The sequence below is a fragment of the Pseudomonas sp. NPDC089406 genome, assembly GCF_044900265.1.
Taxonomy (GTDB): Bacteria; Pseudomonadota; Gammaproteobacteria; order Pseudomonadales; family Pseudomonadaceae; genus Aquipseudomonas; species Aquipseudomonas fakonensis.
Genome location: NZ_JBJDNC010000006.1, coordinates 74,401 through 91,381, shown reverse-complemented (window position 1 = coordinate 91,381; position 16,981 = coordinate 74,401). Strand labels below are relative to the sequence as shown.

Sequence of the window (16,981 nt, the reverse complement as noted above, 5' to 3'; positions counted from 1 at the left end):
GAATAGTCGTTGGGCATGTCAGCACAAAGCTACAGGAAGCTTATCCGTCAGCCCAGCACACCTTCCCGATATCGCCGAAGGTCATGGTGCCCACTCAATTTAAGTGGACACCATTTCTGGCCCATCAAGCGGATATAATTCATACGTCCTCGGCGCCGTACCTACAGTGAATCCCTTAAAGCTCAGGTCATTCTGGCGTGTTCTGAGCTGTAAGCGTTACAGAATCACCGCACTCAAAGCTGCAAGTTATTCTCAGATGCACGATCTCGATTTCCGGAACCAGCTCACCATGGTGAGACTCTGTGCTGAAATAAGAACACTTATATGTACAAAATGCTAATCAATGCCGAAGTGATCCTATGATCTTATCAAAGGTGCTTCCCTGCATGGCCAACCAAGATTTTTTCACCAAATCCGTTGTGGAAGCGTGGGCTGAAATAAATTCTGTGGTAGTAATATTCAGTATCACCTACGGCGTCAGAGGATTCTAACTTCATATGTGGCTCACATAGGATAAATTCTGAGCGTTCCGATATGGTTGAAAACGGAAAGGTCAATGCATCTTTACGATCACCATTGCCTTCTAAGCTTGTTGGGCATCGACTTGAAGTTGAGAACTCTCGCAAAGTGGCTGGTAAGTCACCAGCAACAAATCCTGTCCAGTCATCATTTAAAGATGAAAGTGAGCGCGTGATTACTCCAGCGTAGCCGCTATGTCCGCCAGCAAAAGTGTCCATGCATTGAGGGAATTTGTTGCTAAACTTTAAACGGGGGAAGGCGATTGAGAAATCTGCATAAAAATTCTCTAGAGATTTATGGTTCTGTACTAGGTCTCTACGAACAAAAGAAATCCAGTCACCTTCAAGGTCTAGATCAAATTCTGACTCTCCGGGAATAACTCCAATCGTACCGATTAACGTAGCCTTGCCTAAATCTTCTGTATTTATAATGGGGGACTGATCAATCATTGATCTGAATGCGTAGAGGCAGTCGCGAGATAAACCACTATCTGTCGAACCATAGATTAAGTCGCAAAGAGTCACTCCAGGACATATCTCAACCTCGTACAATGCTTCTTCTTTGTATACGGGCTCTCCGGATTTAATTATGCATTGGAATAAGCAGAATACTTTATCAATAAGATCCTCCAGTTCGTCCCCCCTACTGACACTCGCCTCTAAATATCTGCTGATTTCATGATGTACCAAACGAGTCATTTGCTAGCTTCCATTGCTGAACGTTTAGCCCTGCGTGCAGCCATTAGAGCTGCCAGATCAGACCCTTGTTGATCAAAAAAGCCGCGCGGCCAAGAGCTTAACTCTGCTAATTTATCAACTAAAATGGAATCAATTTTCGGCTGCGTATCACCATCTATGGCAGAGAGAAACACTACCCCAATCTCGTCAGAGTTGATCAAGTCGCGTACGGCTGAAAGTCGAACACCATTAATTACATTTTCAGAATGGGTCTCGACAACGACTTGTACGCCAGTGCTCGCAACTACTGCCAAGAACTGTCCGATCGCGGACTGGGCTGCTGGATGTAAGTGTGCTTCAGGGTTTTCTACAACTAACATAGCACCTGGTGGGCACAAAAGACCGCTTACTACTATTGGTAAAACGTAGCTTATACCAAAGCCTGTACTAGTTGGTAAGAGAGAGTCAACAGGTGTACCTGCCTTTTCCAAACTAAGCCGAACACGATTGATCTCAGGGTAAGGATGAGTTACAAGTTTGATATTTGGAACTAGCATTCTCATCCAGCCCTCAAGCTGAACTTTGAAAAGGTTAGAGCCCTCGAGGATACAAAGCTTTTCGTGTACAACATGATTCTGTGCTTCAGCACGTGCAATCGCGTCGGCTGTATGCTCTCCTGCTAATCCTGTCGTCAGATATCTCTCATCCGAAACCTCACTTAGATCACGTGGTCCGTTTCGCTCTGCGACAAGATAGTGGAACTGATCTGAAAATATAGGAAGCAAACCAGTTTTTTTAAAAATTTCTGATGAGCGACCGCCTCGGTAGTGTGCTTGAACAGTAACCTTCGCATTAAGGACGTCCGAGACAAATTTCAGATCCACAGCTGAAGAAGGATTAGACTCCGGTATGATTTTTATTTCGAGTTCATCAGAGTCTAATTCATCATTTGTAAGTCGCAGGCTATTTCCAAGGGCAAGGCGGTATGGGCCATTAAGTTTAATTGGGAACTCTACATCAGCTTCCTCCAAAATAGCGCCGGCGTCTTCAAGCTTACGCAGTTGATCCGCTGCCTGCCTCATAAGTAGAAGCGTTTGGATCATACTGGACTTGCCTACACCATTGCCGCCACAAACTACTGTGATAGGTTTTAGCGGGATGTGCGCAGATTTAAAACACTTAAAATTTTTTACTTCCAAGCTGCTGATCATATATGCTCCTTGCACATAGAGGAAAATACATTTAATGCGTAGGATATTCTTCGTCGATCGTTTGTGCCAGAAGTGACAGAGTCAAATAGCTCTTCGTCACTTTCGAGTTCTTCCGCTAGATAGTATGCAAACTGGCCACTTGGTACATTGTATACGTCGCTGAAGCTATAGTCTGCTAGAGCCAGTGACCATGTTGTGAATAGGGAGCTGTTTATTAAGCGGCGACGACTATCTGGGTCAAGATGTTCGGGTAGACATTTTCTAAATGCATAGCTTCCAAAAAGATGAGTGGCATTTGTCATGGCATTTAGAAAGCTATCTTTTAGCGCTTCAAGGACATCAGTAGTGGCATCGTTCAAAGCGTCGATTGCTTTATCGAGAAAACGATCCATGCTTCCCGAATACTCCTCCAGAATTTCATACTCTGATAGGCGAAACGCAAGGAAGCGTAAAATCAACTCTTGATCCTGCATTCTTACACTGCCTATACTGTGACAGGTCGCGTCCAAAAATTCATTTGAGTTACAAAGGTCCTGGATCAAAAGCCTTGTAGCTGGAGACGACATGCAGTTTCGTATCTCTTGCGCATTCAGTGGCCTGCCCCCTTGGTTGATCCGTTTAAATATGTCAAATTTAACATCAACTGGTGTTTGTGGATCTATAATATTAACCAGAATCTGAGTTTGCATGACTCGCTTTCTATAGCGCTGGTCGATGCACATGTTCGGGTCTTCATGCTTGAAATACTTTCCTTCTTCGTTTTTTAAATACTCAAGATCCTTTAGGCGGAGCTTATTGCTTAAGAATTGTTGGATGACCGTTAACCTTTGTAGTCCATCAACTACTTGTAATTGCCCGCTCCGATCTTGAGCCATGTAAAAAACAGGTAGCGGAATTCTAAGCATTATGGATTCTATGAGCCTGGACCTAGCTCCGCTGTCTGTCCACACGAATTTACGCTGAAAATCAGGCGATAAGTTTATATCGCCATCTTCAATCATCTCGTAGACCAAGCTTATGTTGAATGGCTTGGTGTCGATGCGTATGGTTTCAGGATCATAAGGGTAGACAAACTCATCGGGAGTCTCGGATTCGAGATCTACATATTCTATGCCACCGCTTTGCTGAACTTCCTCTTCATTGAGGTTTGATAGAAGTTGCTCTATAATTTCTTCGGGCGTTGAATCAATGTTGTCAGCAATATCCGTCTCAATGCGGCCATCTGAAAACCTTAAAATCTGTACTTTAGGATTCTCAGATAGCCATTTTCGCCGTCCTCTCAGCTTGACTTTACCCTCAATGAGCTGGATGGGAACTGACTCACCATTAGCCATTCGTACGAATATTAACAAAGACCTTTCTCCCAAGGCGTCATCACAGGGGTATTCTAGCTCGTCAGGTAAGAGTACCGCGAGCCTGCGCCGCTGCGAGAAAATTTCCAAGCCAGACAAGCGTTGTCGCTAGGCTCCTACTGGCTCAGGCGCTTTGATACCGGCTGTTACTGCTATTAAGTGCAGCTCTCCGCATCTCGTGAGCATGATATGGAGCCTATTGACCAGTGAGTTTTACCAGATTAGGTGCGGGTTTGGCCTCTTGCTCAATGCGTCGACGGAAACCACCTAAGCTAGTTTGAGCGCAAGACGCTCAGCGCGTTTTCGGCAGTCTCGCTATGACCAGAGAAAAATTATCCTCATACCTGCGGGCTGTATGGCTCAGTCCCCACCCATGATGGCAAGAAACTCCATGGCCTAGGCCTTTAGCCACTGAGCTTCGAACCCGACCCCACGTCATCCCGCCAAGAATGCTGAGTGTTATCAGGGATCAAGGCCCCTGCGACCTGTGGGGAATGTCCTCTACGCGGGACTGGCGGCTCCTTACGTCCGGGAGCAAGGGCATCTCATGATCTGGCCTCCTGAGCACCGTTACCGGTGGGCGGGTGGAGGCTGCATTGGTTGACGAGACCAGTGCCGCGAGATCCTGAGCCATGTGCAAGCAGCAATGCGATGACCGGGGCATACCTGACTGTCAGTCAGGTGCAGTCCATTCCTTGGTCTGCGGCACCATCATCTACAGCGTTGTTGCTGGTGACATCGGCGTTTGTCACGCCGATTGTCACGAGGGGGGAATGCCGCAAAGCCTTGTGCGATCAGGGCTGCAGCAGTGGTAGAAGTGCCCGTCTCTTTCCAGAAGAAAGAGACGGGCACAGGTTGGCGCAGTATTCGGCCAAGCGGATAGGTTGCTGCAGGGCAGCGAGGTACGGTGTATCTGGCGCACGAGCGCTATATGTGTAAGAGCATCCATCACATGGGTAGTGACCGTACGAGCTGCCGGATGCGAATCGTACTTGGGCTGAACCACCGCGGGAGCGGCGTGACCTTGAAGGTTCGGGCCACCTGGGGTGCTGTCATCGACAGCCTTTGCACGGCCAGTTCTACGCCTACGGATAAACCCGGTCAAGGGCCGAAAATCAGCGCTCTTGGGACGTGAAAAGCGGTTATCCATCGGTGGAATTCTGTGGTAAATCCCGGACAACGTCGTGGCTTTTAGCTCTTCAAAGTGAGGTCCATCCAAACAGGGCGGCTTTGCAGCCCTGTTTGGATGGACCCGCGCTGACAAGCGGATAAACGAGGCTGCTTTCCCTGAATCTTGAGCGCTCAGTTGCTGTCGCCGCCGTTATTGCGCCTGTAAAGCTCTAGCGGATCGGCACCACGTTCTTGTCTCTGACTTGGCCATATACGGAGGCGAGTAGGCTGCCGGTGGCGGCTTTCTGAATGTACTCACTCCACCACGCCATCATCGGTCGTCGGCGCTCGATGTAGTCGGCTCGGTTGTAGGCGCTCCGCACCTCATCCTTGTCAACATGCGCCAGTGCAACCTCAATAAGCTCCGGGTCCCAGCCATGCTCATTCAAGATGGTGCTGGCCATCGAGCGCATGCCGTGGCTCACCAACCGATCCTGGAAGCCCATACGTTTCAACGCCATGTTGGCGGTCTGACTATTGGCGTGGGTGCGCGGATTGCGGTCTGCCGGGAAGACGTATTCGCGATGGCCGCTGTGAGTCTTCAATGACTCCAGCAATGCAAGAGCGTGGTCACTCAACGGGATGCTGTGTGGGCGGCGCTTCTTCATCCGCTCTGCTGGGATGGTCCAGGCACGCTTTTCAAAGTCGATGTCTGCCCAGCGAGTAGTTGCCGCCTCGGCGGGGCGAGTCATCGTGTGCAACTGCCATTCGATCAGGCAGCGCGTGGTGCGTTTGATGCTGGCGTTCGCGATCTCTAGCATGAGCTCGGGGAGCTCTTCGGGCGGAAGCGCAGCCATATTTTCTTTCTTGGGCTTCTTGAAGACTGCCCTGATGCCGCTGAGCGGGTTGGCGAAGATCAGGCCGGAGTTTACGCCGTAGGTCATGATCTCGTTTAGCCGCTGGCTAAGTCGCTTGACCGTCTCCAGGCTGCCTTTCGCTTCGATTGGGCGAAGCAGTCCGATCACCATCGGCGCGGTGATTTTCGTCAGTGGTGTCGTCTTCAAATCGGGGAACACGTGCAGCGTGAGCGACCGCCAGATGTCCTCGGCGTAGGCCGGGGTCACCGAGTCTTTCTTGAGCTCGAACCAGGCGGTGGCCACGTTCTCGAAGGTGTGTTCAGTTTCTGCGCGCTTGGCTTCATTCAGCGTATTGCGCTGCACCTTGGGATCTATGCCCTGGGCGAGCAGTTCGCGCGCTTCGACTGCCATCTTTCGTGCATTCGCCAGTGACAGTTCGGGGTAGGTCCCGAAGCCGATGTTGATGCGCTTTTTAGTCACCGGTTCGCGGTAGTTGAAATTCCACAGCAACGAGCCGTTGCTGCGTACGCGGAGCTGCAAACCGTCACCGTCTGTGAGGACGTAATCCTTGGACGCCGGTTTGACTCCCTTGAGCTGTCGATCGGAGAGGCGGAGGTTTTGAGCAGGCATGAGATTGTCCTCAGGCACTGATTCGGTATTCCAAAGATTAGCACCGGGTGGGCTGGAATACCGTCTGGAATACCCAAATGGCTGGAACTCAAAAACTCTCAAAAGACCACCAAAGCGCTGAAGGCCGCGTATTTACTGGATCGCAGGCACAAAAAAAGACGTCCGTGGACGTCTTTGTTTGATCATTTGGTGGAGCCGGGGGGATTTGAACCCCCGTCCGCCAGTACTCCGCTGTCGGTACTACATGCTTAGCCGTGTCTATTGAGTTAATCCGCAGCCGCCCGACGGGCAGGGTGCTTTGGACGAGTTGGGTAAGTTTTAGTCGCTTCGCCCCCAACGTGCTGCACGACGATCCTGTTCTGTATGACAATCATTTCGGGTTTACAGGCATCCCCTGATGATTGCTGGAGCCGAAGCTACCAGGAGAGCGGGCTCAGCTGCTTACGCAGCGAGAGCGTAACCCTCGTAGTTTTCGTCATTGGCAACTATAGAAAGTTGCAACAGTGGATTTACGAGTTCTGTTACCAACTCGGCATGCACCTAGAGTTTCGCTACCGGCGTCGAATCCTAATCGGCCCCACACTCAGCTCTAGCTGGCGCGCTTTTTACGGCGTGCAGGGCGGAGTATACGCCTTTGCGCGGGCGGCGTCGACAGCGGGGTGCGCCGCCCGTGCGCAGGGGTCAGGTACCGCTGCCGCCGGAGGTGCCGCTGCCTTTCTCGGTTTTTTCCAGGCGCTCCAGCACCTTGCTGGTGATGGCGATGCATTGCTTGGTGTCACCCTTGGCCTGGGCGGCCTTGGCCTGGTCGACGTGCTCGGTGACGGCCTTGTCCAGGCCTTCGGAGGTGGCGCCGGCGGTGGCCATGCTGTCATCGATCTTCTGCAGGTTGATGGCGCACAGGTCATCGGCGGCAAACACAGGCGAGGCCAGCAGGGTGGCGGCCGCGAACAGGGCGGATAGCGCAGTACCTTTCATGGGTGTCTCCTTGTGAGGCCTCGGGAAGGTGGGCCTGTTGGGTGGACTGCGCGGGGTTGGCGAGGGTTCCATCGGGGTGAGGGGGAGCAGGCTCAGCCTTCGCGGGCTCGGCGGTAATGCGACCGTTTGAACAGCAGGCGGAAGCCGGCCAGGGCCAACACCATGCCCCACGTGCTGCCATCGAGGTGTAGTACTTCGCGTGGGCCCAGCTGGGTGCAGGTGGTGATGCCGGCGGCCATCAGTACTGCGTACAAGGCTCTTCTCAGCATTTTCGAGCGGCATGCCCAGTCGAGCAGGACGCTCGAGATCAACAGGTAAACGAGAAATGAGACGGCTGCCATGCTGGCCTCGCTATCAGATGGGGGGATGTTGCTGTGGGACTAGGCCAAGTCCGCTGGTGGTCGTGGCTGGGATTGGGGTTGGAGATGTTTTGCGGTTTTCAGGGGCTATCGCGGGGCAAGCCCGCTCCCACGCAGGCTCGCTCCGGTTGCAAGGCATGGCGGGTGGTCAGGTGCTGCGGTTCATGCCGATTTCCATGTCGTCGATCAGCGCTTTGGCCATGGCGCTTAGGATGCGCGCGGAGCTGCCGGCGATCAGGTCGCTTTCCATTTCGGCTTCGCAGGTGAGGTGGCGGATGCAGCCGAGCAGGACGGACAGCTCGCCGAAGGCGTGCTCGAAGGGGATGCCGGGCTGGATGCTGTAGAGCTCCATGTAAGTGGTGACGCCGGCGGTGTGGTGTTGGCGAGGTTGGTCGGTCATGGCTGGGCTCCTGCTGCGTGGCGGGTCAGGGGTTGCAGGAGCTGGCTGAGGTAGAGGCTGGTGTTGATGAGGGTTTGGCGTTGGTCTTCTTCGGCGCTGTCGAAGTAGAGGTCCAGGACCTGGTGCAGGCAGGTCATCAGGGCGTCGGCTTCGGTGCGCGCGGTTTCGGGGGTGAGGTTGGGGGAGAGGGTGAGGTAGCGGAACAGGTGCGGTGGGTCTGGGACGATCTTTTTCATGGGGTGTATCTCTTGTGCTGCCTTGGGAGAACACCACCCGCCGAGCAATCTCACAAGCCGAAGGGTGGCAGCCGTGGACGGGGTGAGAATCCGGGGCACAAGAAACCCGGTCAGGCCGAAGCCTGCCCGCACACGGCTGCCATAGAGCAAACGCTGAATTTCTTGAAACTACAGGATTCTCACACCCGGTCACCAAATAGTGGCGACCCGGTGAAGTTATTCCTGAGGTTCTTGCCCGGCAACGTGGCTGCTTCCGACAGTTGCGTAGGATAGGTCCGAACGTGTTTTCGGCTGAAGCATTTGGTTGCAGGTTCGGAAATGTCTTACAGGTTTTGGGACCTATCGCGGGGCAAGCCCGCTCCCACGTTTTCCGTGCGAGCAGGAGTATCTCGGTAGCAACTCGTTGAGGTGATGCTTTACTGCGGGGCCGGGCAGCTTCTGGCCGCCGACTCAAGGGCTTTGCCATAATCAATATAGGTTTTCGGATCGTAGGGCTCGGCTGCAATCTCGAAGTTTGAGCTACCATTGGGTTGAATGTTTTGACGAACTCTCAAGCCCCACGTTCGGCCTTCATACTGTATGAGCAGATCGAATAGATGTGCTCTGATATCGCTGTATTCGCTTAGTCCGGAGTATACATACCGCAGATTCCTGTACCAGTCGGGGGTTGCAGTGGTGGCTCTAATGAGGGCTTTCGCAGTTTTCTGGTCAGCTTTACTCAGGTGATACATGCTGCCGAAAGAGTATTCGCTTTGTGCCAACTTCGAGGTCGGTACGGGTAGCGCATCGCGACTTACTAGGCGTGAATACCTGCAGTCGAATACCCAGTCTCCGCTTTTTACGTAGTCGTCGGCGTAGATGACTACGCCATTGCCAAGGTCTTTTTTGTATACGCTCGTCATTGCTTTGAATGCGTAGTAGCCAGTGAAAAATATCAAAGGAGCGATCATGGTGAAAACGAGCCAGAAGCTTTTGCTGCGGAGATAATGCATCGTGCTTTCCTGATAGAGCAATGAGGCTAGCGAATTGATTAAGGGAGTTAAGGTTTTTCCTTGCCCCCTCTGCGGGACAATCCTGCTCCCCCGGCCTCGGTATGGTAAGGCTAGCCACGTTAGTCGGTCGTTACGGAGATTTTTACTGAGGTGTTGGGCAACTTCTTGCCGCCGCCTCTAGTGCCTTGGTGTAGCCAATATAGTTTTCGGGGTCGTATAATTCAGCGAAAATCGTGAATCCAGAAGTTCCATTGGGTTGTATGTCCTGCCACACGTGAAAAGCCCATTGCCGACCGTCATGTTGAACCAGCAAGTCGAATACATGGGCGGCGATATTGCTGTACTCGTCAAGGGCGGAGTAAAGGTAACGCAGGTTTTTATACCACTGAGATTTTGCTGTGATGGTTCTGATCGCTTGCTTTGCTAGCACCACATCGGATGGCTGGAGGTTATACATGGAGCCAATCGTGAGCTTGTCAGCGCGTTGCAGTGCTGCGATTGGCGCAGGTAACGGTTGGCGACTAATCAGGCGTGAGTAGCGGCAGTCAAATACCCAGCTGCCTGTGTTCACATACTCGTCGGCATAGATCACCACGCCGTTGCCGAAGTTTTTTTTGAATACACTGATCATAGGTTTCACTGCGTAATTGACCGAAAAATAAATCAAAGGAGCAACTAGGATGAAGGCAACCTGGATGCCTCTGCGTCGAACGAAACTCATTGGTGCCTCCTCAAAGGGGGAGCTGCACCGAACTGGTCAAAAAAGGCTCGTATCCCATGCATTCAGACTCCGGGAATTTTGGGGGCGTCATACGTTTCGGGGTTACGCTCGCTAGAGCGCCCCGGTAAAAAGACTGCATCGCAATCAGAGGACCTACCGCGTTGCTGTCATTGCGGTATAGGGCAGCTTTTCCTCGCAGCCTCTAACGCCTTGGTGTGGTCAAGATAGTTTTCAGGGTCGTAAAGTTTAGCGGTAACAAAAAAATCTGATGTGCTAGGGGACAGAATTTGTTGCCATATAATCAAAGCCCATTGTCGGTCTTCATGCTCAACTAGCATATCGAAGCCGTGTATAATTATACCTCCGTACTCATCAATTCCAGAGTATAGGTAGCGAAGGTTCTTGTACCATCCCGGTATTGCAGTGGCGGATCTAATCATGGATTTTGCTGCTGGTAAATCGGGCTCTCTGAGGGAATACATGGATTCGATGGTTAATTCGCTAGCACTTTGCAACTCGGTAATGGGGGGTGTGACTGGCTGGCGGCTGATCAGGCGTCCATACTCACAGTCGAAGACCCACTGGCCAGATTTCACATAGTCGTCTGCATAGATCACAACGCCGTTGCCCAAGTCTTTTTTATATACGCTGGTCATTGTCTTGATGCCGTAGAGTGTCGCTAGCAGTAGCGCCGGGCAGATGAAAATAAAGGCAATCCAGAATCTTTTACTTCGGTAGAAACTCAAGGAGGCCTCCAGGTGCACCAATCGGCGTATCGCCCGAAATCACAGGATTCATGGCCCCCATCCTCTGGTAAGTAAAATTTTGATCTTGATCTTTAAACCTCCGTTCAGCTTTTAGACGGTTCCACTTACTGCACCACGCGCCATCCGGAGCCGAATTACCACTAATCCCACAAAGCTTGCCCCACTGCCGCTCCTCAAATGACCCCCAAGTATTCTTGTAGTCCGAGCGGCGCACGAACGCGCGCACCTTGACCCGCAGATGGTCAGCCAGCAACTGAGCCAGGCTCTGATGGGTTTGCGGCGAGAACTGAATGCTGTCCTCAATTGCAGACTCGGAGAGACTGCCCATGCCGGTACGGCAGGCATAACTGTCGATCTGCGCCTTACGGGTAAAAGCCTGGGGCGATATCTGTTCGTAGTTGAGCATGGTCAGCGCCATGTCAAAGTCGCTGGCGAGTTGATAGCCGAAGGCAACCTGCTGCGGTACGCCATGGCTGAACAGCGCCAGTTGCTCGATGGGAAATTGCGTTCGGTCCTTGCCCTCGTTCAGGTAGTCGATAAGTGCCTGGGCGGTTGCCACTTCCACATATTCGGCCTTGTAGGCGACAGCGGATTCGCGGGCGGCCCTGAGCATCTGTTCGTTATACGACGGCGTGAATACCACCAGTGTTCGTATCAGCGTCGGCTTGTTGCGCTTGAACTCGGCGAGTTCACGCACGGCCTGGCCGATGAACATCATCTTGTTGCCCGAGCCGGCGTCATGCTGGCTGCCGGCGACCGCGATCAGTTCGGGTGTGGTCGTTTGGCTGGGTGCCGGCGGGGTTTTGCTGCTGGGGTTCAGCAGGGCGCCGGACAGCAGCGCCCTTTGCTGCAACTGCGGGTCGGCCAGCAGTTCCGCCATAAGTTGCTCGTCCACCGAGCCGTCCGGGCGCACGGCGCCGAGCTTGGCGAAATCGACGACGGTTTGGCTGGCCTCGCCGCCGAACATGAAGCCACCGAAGGTGTCCGGGCTGCCGGTGAGAATGGTGCCGCCGTGGCTGGTGGGGCTGCCGAGGTGGGCCATTGGCTGGCCGTCGATGGTGATGTAGGGGAAGCCGGCGGTGATGACCGCGCCGCAGCCGCAGACATCACCGACGCGAGCGGCGCCCAGGGAGTTGATTTGCGTGGTGGGCGAGGCGGACACGATGGGCGTGATGCCGTGGCCGGGGAGGGGGCGGAAGTGGGTGTCGCCGAGTCTAGCGGTAGGGATCATGCCATTCCTTGGTATCGAACGATGCGTTGGAAAGGCACCTGGGCCAGGACGGTCTCGGTCCGTGAGCAATGGTCGTGACGGGGTGCCGGGGAGCTGCGCCGGGTACTTGGGGCAGTGGCGTGGGACGTTATCGTTGGGGGATTTGGGCTGCTATGTGGCCGATTCCCATAAGTACGTAGGAAAGGTCTGATTGGTTTTCGCGCTGAAGCATTTGGTTGCAGGTTCGGAAATTTCTTACAGGTTTGGGGCCTTATCGCGGGGCAAGCCCGCTCCCACGATCTGCGGATTGCAGGCGGGTGCCGGGCTCATTCGCCTTGGTTGCGGGAATAGTGCGAGCGTTTGAACAGCAGGCGTTGGCCGGCAAGGGCGAACATGAGTCCCCATTGGCCGCCATCGAGTTGCAGCACCTGTCGTTCGCCCAGTTGGGAGCAACTGGTGATGCTGACGGCCATCAGCACCAGGTACAGCGTGCCGCGCAAGGTTGTTGAGCGGCATAGCCAGTCGAGCAGAAAAGCCGCCGCCAAGGTGTAACCCATCAGGTAGAGCTCTGACATGTCGGCCTCTCGCTCAGAGAATGAGCAGTTGGGAGGAGGTTTGGGGGCCGATGCCGCGCTTTTCCGCAGGCCTTGGCGGCGATCCGTGCGTTGCGGACGATGCCTGCCGGGGGGAGGGGTGCATATTCAGCTTGGTCTGAATTTGGTGTGGGAAAGGTCTGGTGGTTGAGAGGGGGGAGGGGTTGAGGGCCAATCGCCGGCAAGCCGGCTCCTACAGGTACTGCGCAGGTTTGAGGGGCGTGTGGTGCCTGTGGGAGCGGGGGCGGTGAGGCAGGCAACGCGTTGGCTGGCACCGGCTGCGCCGGTGTTCGCGGGCAAGCCCGCTCCCACAGGCGGCCCGGTGGCTTAGAGGCTGCGCGCCCGGGTGACGCGGTCTACCAGGTACACCAGGCCGTGGTAGTCGATGCCGCTGTGGCTGGACAAACCGATCTCGCAGGTGCGGCTGGTGGAGATGCCTTCGCTGCAATACTGCACGGCATCCTTCAGCGTACGCAGCGAGTGGGCGTTCAGCTCGGGGGTGGTGAAGCCTTTGTCGCCGGCAAAACCACAGCAGTGGATACCCTCGGGGATCACCACCTGCTTGCTGCAGCGCCGCGCCAGGTCGATCAGCGCCTGGCTTTCGCCCAGGTGCTGGGTGCTGCAGGTTACGTGTACGGCCACCGGCTCGTCTTGCGGGGTGAACTCCAGCTTGTCCACCAGGTGGGTGCGGATGAAACGCACCGGGTCGTAGAGGTCCAGGCGGGTTTCGCCGAGGTCCTGGACCAGGCGCAGGGTGCATGGGCTAGTGTCGCAGTAGATGGGGTCGAGGCCGCCGCGGCTGGCGTGCAGCAGCGCGGCAATCAGTTCCTGGCGCTTGTGCTCGGCCTGCTCGGTGTAGCCCTTGGAGGCGAACGGCTGGCCGCAGCACAGGCTGTCGGCGTTGCCGGGGAAGACGACCTGGTAGCCGGCCTTTTCCAGCAGGGCGCGGGTTTTGTCCAGTAGCGAGCTTTGCTCGCGGTCGTCGTAGGCGGGGCCCATCACGCGGGACACACAGGCGGCGAGGTACACCACCCGTGGGCGGGCGTCGTTGCTGGCCGGGCCGAAGTCGATGGGCTTGAGCGGCTGTGGCATGGCCGGGGTCCACTGTGGCAGGCGGCCGTTGCTGGCTTTGCTCAAGCTGGCGCTGATGCGCGCCATACGCGGGGCGCCGAGCAGTTTGCGTGCGCCGTTGGCGGCGGCCAGGGTCAGGCGCGCGCCGCGTAGCGTGGTGTGGAAGTGCTCGGCCAGCCAGTCGGCGGTCTTGATGTGCTCGGCAGCCTGGCTGCGCAGCTTCTTCACCAGCTCGCCGGTGTTGATGCCCACCGGGCAGCGCTGGGCGCACAGGCCGGTGGCGGCGCAGGTGTCGATGCCCTGGTACTGGTAGGTTTGCAGCAGCTCGCGGGTGTTTTCGCCTGCGCGGGTTTTCGCCTGGATGTCGCGCCACATCACGATGCGCTGGCGCGGGCTGAGGGTCAGGCCCTTGGAGGGGCACACGGGTTCGCAGAAGCCGCATTCGATGCACTTGTCGACGATTTCGTCGGCGGCGGGCAGCGGTTTCAGGTTTTTCAGGTGGATGTCGGGGTCAGTGCTCAGCACCACATCGGGGTTGAGAATGCCGTTGGGGTCGAGCAGGCGCTTGAGCTGCCACATCAGCTGGTAGGCGTCATTGCCCCATTCCAGCTCGACGAACGGCGCCATGTTGCGGCCGGTGCCGTGCTCGGCCTTGAGCGAGCCGCCAAACTCCACGGCCACCAGCTGCGCCACGTCGTCCATGAAGGCCTGGTAGCGGGCGACTTCTTCGGCGCTGTTGAAGCCCTGGGTGAAGACGAAGTGCAGGTTGCCTTCCAGCGCGTGGCCGAAAATGATCGCTTCGTCGTAGCGGTGCTTGTCGAACAGCTGGATCAGGCGGTTGACGCCTTCGGCGAGCTGCTCGACGGGGAAGGTGACGTCTTCGATGATCACCGTGGTGCCGGTTTGGCGCACGGCGCCGACGGCGGGGAAGGTGTCCTTGCGGATCTTCCACAGCTGGTTGTACACGGCGGGGTCTTCGCTGAACTCGACCTTTTGCTCCAGCGGGTAGTCGGCGATGGAGGCCATCACCTGCCCGAGCTGCTCGTGCAGCAGGCTCTGGCTGGCGGCGCGGGACTCGATCAGCAGGGCGCAGGCGTTATCCGACAGGCCTTTGACCCACAGCGGCATGCCGGGCATCTCTTGCACCGAGCGCATGCTGCGCCGGTCCAGCAGCTCCACGGCCGACACGGGCTGGCGCTTGAGCACGGTGACGGCGCGGCAGCAGCTTTCGACGCTGGGGAACACCAACAGGGCGCTGGCCTTGTGCGGGTGGTCGGGCACGGTGTCGTAGGTGACGGCGCTGATGAAGCCCAGGGTGCCTTCGGAACCCACCAGCAGGTGCTGCAGGATATCCAGCGGCTGGTCGTAGTCCACCAGTGCGTTCAGCGACAGACCGGTCGTATTTTTCAGTCGGTATTTGTGGCGGATGCGTTCGGCCAGCGCGGTGTTGGCGCGGGTCTCGCGGCCCAGGCGGGCGAGCTCGTTCAACAGGGCGGCGTGGCTGTGTTCGAAGGCGGCCACGCTGGCCGGGTCTTCGCTGTCCAGGCGGGTGCCGTCGGCCAGTACCAGGCGCAGGCCGGCGAGGGTGTGGTAGGTGTTCTGTGCGGTGCCGCAGCACATGCCGCTGGCGTTGTTGGCGACGATGCCGCCGATCTTGCAGGCGTTGATCGAGGCCGGGTCCGGGCCGATCTTGCGCCCGTAGGGGGCCAGCCAGGCGTTGGCCTGGGCGCCGATGACGCCGGGCTGCAGGCGGATTTGCTCGCCCTGGCCGCGGATTTCGCGGCCGTTCCAGTTATCGCCGAGCACGATCAGCACCGAGTCGCTGATGGCCTGGCCGCTGAGGCTGGTGCCGGCGGCGCGGAAGGTCACCGGCACGCGCTCGCGCTGGGCCAGCTGGATCAGGGCGACCACTTCGTCTTCGGATTCCACCCGCACCACCAGCTTGGGTATCAAGCGGTAAAAGCTGGCGTCGGTACCGAAGGCCAGGGTCGAGGTGGGGTCGTCGAAGCGGCGTTCGGCGGGGATCAGGCGCTCGGCATCACGCAGGAACGCGGCAGGCAGGCTCATGCAGTCTCCTCGCGGGGCCGCAGCGTCTGCGCGCGGCGTGCCCCGGTCATTCAGGCGGTATCGGGTGCGGGCGCTCAGGCGCCCAGTTCGCGGACCAGCGAATCGCGGGTGATCTCGCTGATGGTCTTGGCCCCGGTCAGCACCATGGCCACGCGCATTTCTTTTTCGAACAGCTCCAGCAGGTTCTTCACCCCGGCCTGGCCATGCACGGCCAGGGCCCACAGGAAGGCACGGCCGATCAGTACGGTGTCGGCGCCCATGGCGATCATGCGCACCACGTCCAGGCCGCTGCGAATGCCGGAGTCGGCGAGGATCTTGATGTCGCCCTTGACCGCGTCGGCGATGGCCGGCAGGGCGCGGGCGCTGGACAGCACGCCGTCGAGCTGGCGACCGCCATGGTTGGAGACGACGATGCCGTCGGCGCCGAACTTGACCGCGTCGCGCGCGTCATCGGCGTCGAGGATGCCCTTGATGATCATCGGGCCGTCCCAGAATTCGCGAATCCACTCCAGGTCCTTCCACGAAATCGACGGGTCGAAGTTGGCGCCCAGCCAGCCGATGTAGTCGGCCAGGCCTGTGGGGTTGCCGCGGTATTTGGAGATGTTGCCCAAGTCGTGCGGGCGGCCCATCACGCCGACGTCCCAGGCCCATTCGGGGTGGGTCATGGCTTGCAGCACGCGGCGCAGCGGGCCGTTGGCGCCGCTCATGCCGGAGTGGGCGTCGCGGTAGCGGGCGCCGGGCACCGGCATGTCGACGGTGAATACCAGGGTTTTCACGCCGGCGGCCTTGGCACGTTCCAGGGCGTTGCGCATGAAGCCGCGGTCTTTCAATACATAAAGCTGGAACCACATCGGCCGGTCGATGGCCGGGGCCACTTCTTCAATCGGGCATACCGACACGGTGGACATGGTGAACGGGATGCCGTGGGCGGCGGCGGCGCGGGCGGCCTGCACTTCGCCGCGGCGGGCGTACATGCCGGTGAGGCCAACCGGGGCCAGGGCCACGGGCATGCTCAGGGTTTCGTCGAACAGCTTTGTCTCTAGGCTGAGCTCGGACATGTTCTTCAGCACGCGCTGGCGCAGGGCGATGCCGGCCAGGTCCGACACGTTGTGGCGCAGGGTGTGCTCGGCGTAGGCGCCGCCGTCGGCGTAGTGGAACAGGAAGGGGGGCAGCTTGCGTTGGGCCGCGGCGCGATAGTCGGTAGAGGCGGAAATGATCATGGATTCTCGCAGCG

The 16,981-nt window shown here is 56.9% G+C and carries 15 protein-coding genes and 1 other RNA gene; all 16 read right to left on the bottom strand.

All coding sequences use genetic code 11. From position 1 onward, the window contains the following. Nucleotides 1–368: 368 nt before the first annotated feature. The gene (locus ACI2KK_RS06240) at nucleotides 369–1,217 is read right to left on the bottom strand and encodes a hypothetical protein (protein WP_404668269.1); all 849 of its coding nucleotides are present in this window, start codon (nucleotides 1,215–1,217) and stop codon (nucleotides 369–371) included. Next, nucleotides 1,214–2,407: a DUF3696 domain-containing protein gene (locus ACI2KK_RS06235; protein WP_404668268.1), complete on the bottom strand. Its 1,194-nt coding sequence runs from the start codon at nucleotides 2,405–2,407 to the stop codon at nucleotides 1,214–1,216. The genes ACI2KK_RS06240 and ACI2KK_RS06235 overlap by 4 nt, the downstream gene beginning before the upstream one ends. After that, nucleotides 2,404–3,858: a DUF262 domain-containing protein gene (locus ACI2KK_RS06230; RefSeq protein ID WP_404668267.1), complete on the bottom strand. Its 1,455-nt coding sequence runs from the start codon at nucleotides 3,856–3,858 to the stop codon at nucleotides 2,404–2,406. The genes ACI2KK_RS06235 and ACI2KK_RS06230 overlap by 4 nt, the downstream gene beginning before the upstream one ends. Nucleotides 3,859–5,099: 1,241 nt before the next feature. After that, on the bottom strand, nucleotides 5,100–6,356 hold the full coding sequence (locus ACI2KK_RS06225; protein WP_404668266.1) for an integrase domain-containing protein: 1,257 nt from the start codon (nucleotides 6,354–6,356) through the stop codon (nucleotides 5,100–5,102). A 187-nt stretch (nucleotides 6,357–6,543) separates the two neighbouring features. Further along, nucleotides 6,544–6,935: a transfer-messenger RNA gene (ssrA, locus tag ACI2KK_RS06220) on the bottom strand. Nucleotides 6,936–7,037: 102 nt separating this feature from the next. Then, nucleotides 7,038–7,331 carry a hypothetical protein gene (locus tag ACI2KK_RS06215; protein ID WP_217887657.1) on the bottom strand — a complete coding sequence of 98 codons (294 nt, stop codon included), beginning with the start codon at nucleotides 7,329–7,331 and terminating at the stop codon, nucleotides 7,038–7,040. A gap of 92 nt (nucleotides 7,332–7,423) precedes the next feature. After that, complete coding sequence (locus tag ACI2KK_RS06210; RefSeq protein ID WP_404668265.1) at nucleotides 7,424–7,672, bottom strand: hypothetical protein; 249 nt, start codon at nucleotides 7,670–7,672, stop codon at nucleotides 7,424–7,426. A gap of 166 nt (nucleotides 7,673–7,838) precedes the next feature. Then, nucleotides 7,839–8,090 (bottom strand): DUF3077 domain-containing protein, encoded by a 252-nt coding sequence (locus ACI2KK_RS06205; protein ID WP_217887658.1) that lies wholly within the window; start codon nucleotides 8,088–8,090, stop codon nucleotides 7,839–7,841. After that, complete coding sequence (locus tag ACI2KK_RS06200) at nucleotides 8,087–8,326, bottom strand: hypothetical protein (RefSeq protein ID WP_217887659.1); 240 nt, start codon at nucleotides 8,324–8,326, stop codon at nucleotides 8,087–8,089. Before ACI2KK_RS06200 ends, ACI2KK_RS06205 begins: the two co-directional genes overlap by 4 nt. A 416-nt stretch (nucleotides 8,327–8,742) precedes the next feature. Then, nucleotides 8,743–9,318, bottom strand: coding sequence for a hypothetical protein (locus ACI2KK_RS06195; protein ID WP_404668264.1), 576 nt, complete (start codon nucleotides 9,316–9,318; stop codon nucleotides 8,743–8,745). 142 nt (nucleotides 9,319–9,460) lie between these two features. Beyond that, entirely contained in the window at nucleotides 9,461–10,039 is a 579-nt protein-coding gene (locus ACI2KK_RS06190; RefSeq protein ID WP_404668263.1) for a hypothetical protein, read from the bottom strand. 167 nt (nucleotides 10,040–10,206) lie between these two features. Beyond that, nucleotides 10,207–10,785 (bottom strand): hypothetical protein, encoded by a 579-nt coding sequence (locus ACI2KK_RS06185; protein ID WP_404668262.1) that lies wholly within the window; start codon nucleotides 10,783–10,785, stop codon nucleotides 10,207–10,209. After that, nucleotides 10,766–12,037, bottom strand: coding sequence for a PAAR domain-containing protein (locus tag ACI2KK_RS06180; protein WP_404668261.1), 1,272 nt, complete (start codon nucleotides 12,035–12,037; stop codon nucleotides 10,766–10,768). The genes ACI2KK_RS06185 and ACI2KK_RS06180 overlap by 20 nt, the downstream gene beginning before the upstream one ends. 305 nt (nucleotides 12,038–12,342) lie before the next feature. After that, the gene (locus tag ACI2KK_RS06175; protein WP_404668260.1) at nucleotides 12,343–12,591 is read right to left on the bottom strand and encodes a hypothetical protein; all 249 of its coding nucleotides are present in this window, start codon (nucleotides 12,589–12,591) and stop codon (nucleotides 12,343–12,345) included. A 345-nt stretch (nucleotides 12,592–12,936) separates the two neighbouring features. Further along, nucleotides 12,937–15,747: an FAD-binding and (Fe-S)-binding domain-containing protein gene (locus ACI2KK_RS06170; protein ID WP_404668259.1), complete on the bottom strand. Its 2,811-nt coding sequence runs from the start codon at nucleotides 15,745–15,747 to the stop codon at nucleotides 12,937–12,939. A gap of 74 nt (nucleotides 15,748–15,821) precedes the next feature. Further along, nucleotides 15,822–16,967 carry an FMN-dependent L-lactate dehydrogenase LldD gene (gene lldD, locus ACI2KK_RS06165; protein ID WP_217841701.1) on the bottom strand — a complete coding sequence of 382 codons (1,146 nt, stop codon included), beginning with the start codon at nucleotides 16,965–16,967 and terminating at the stop codon, nucleotides 15,822–15,824. Between the last annotated feature and the right edge of the window lie 14 nt (nucleotides 16,968–16,981).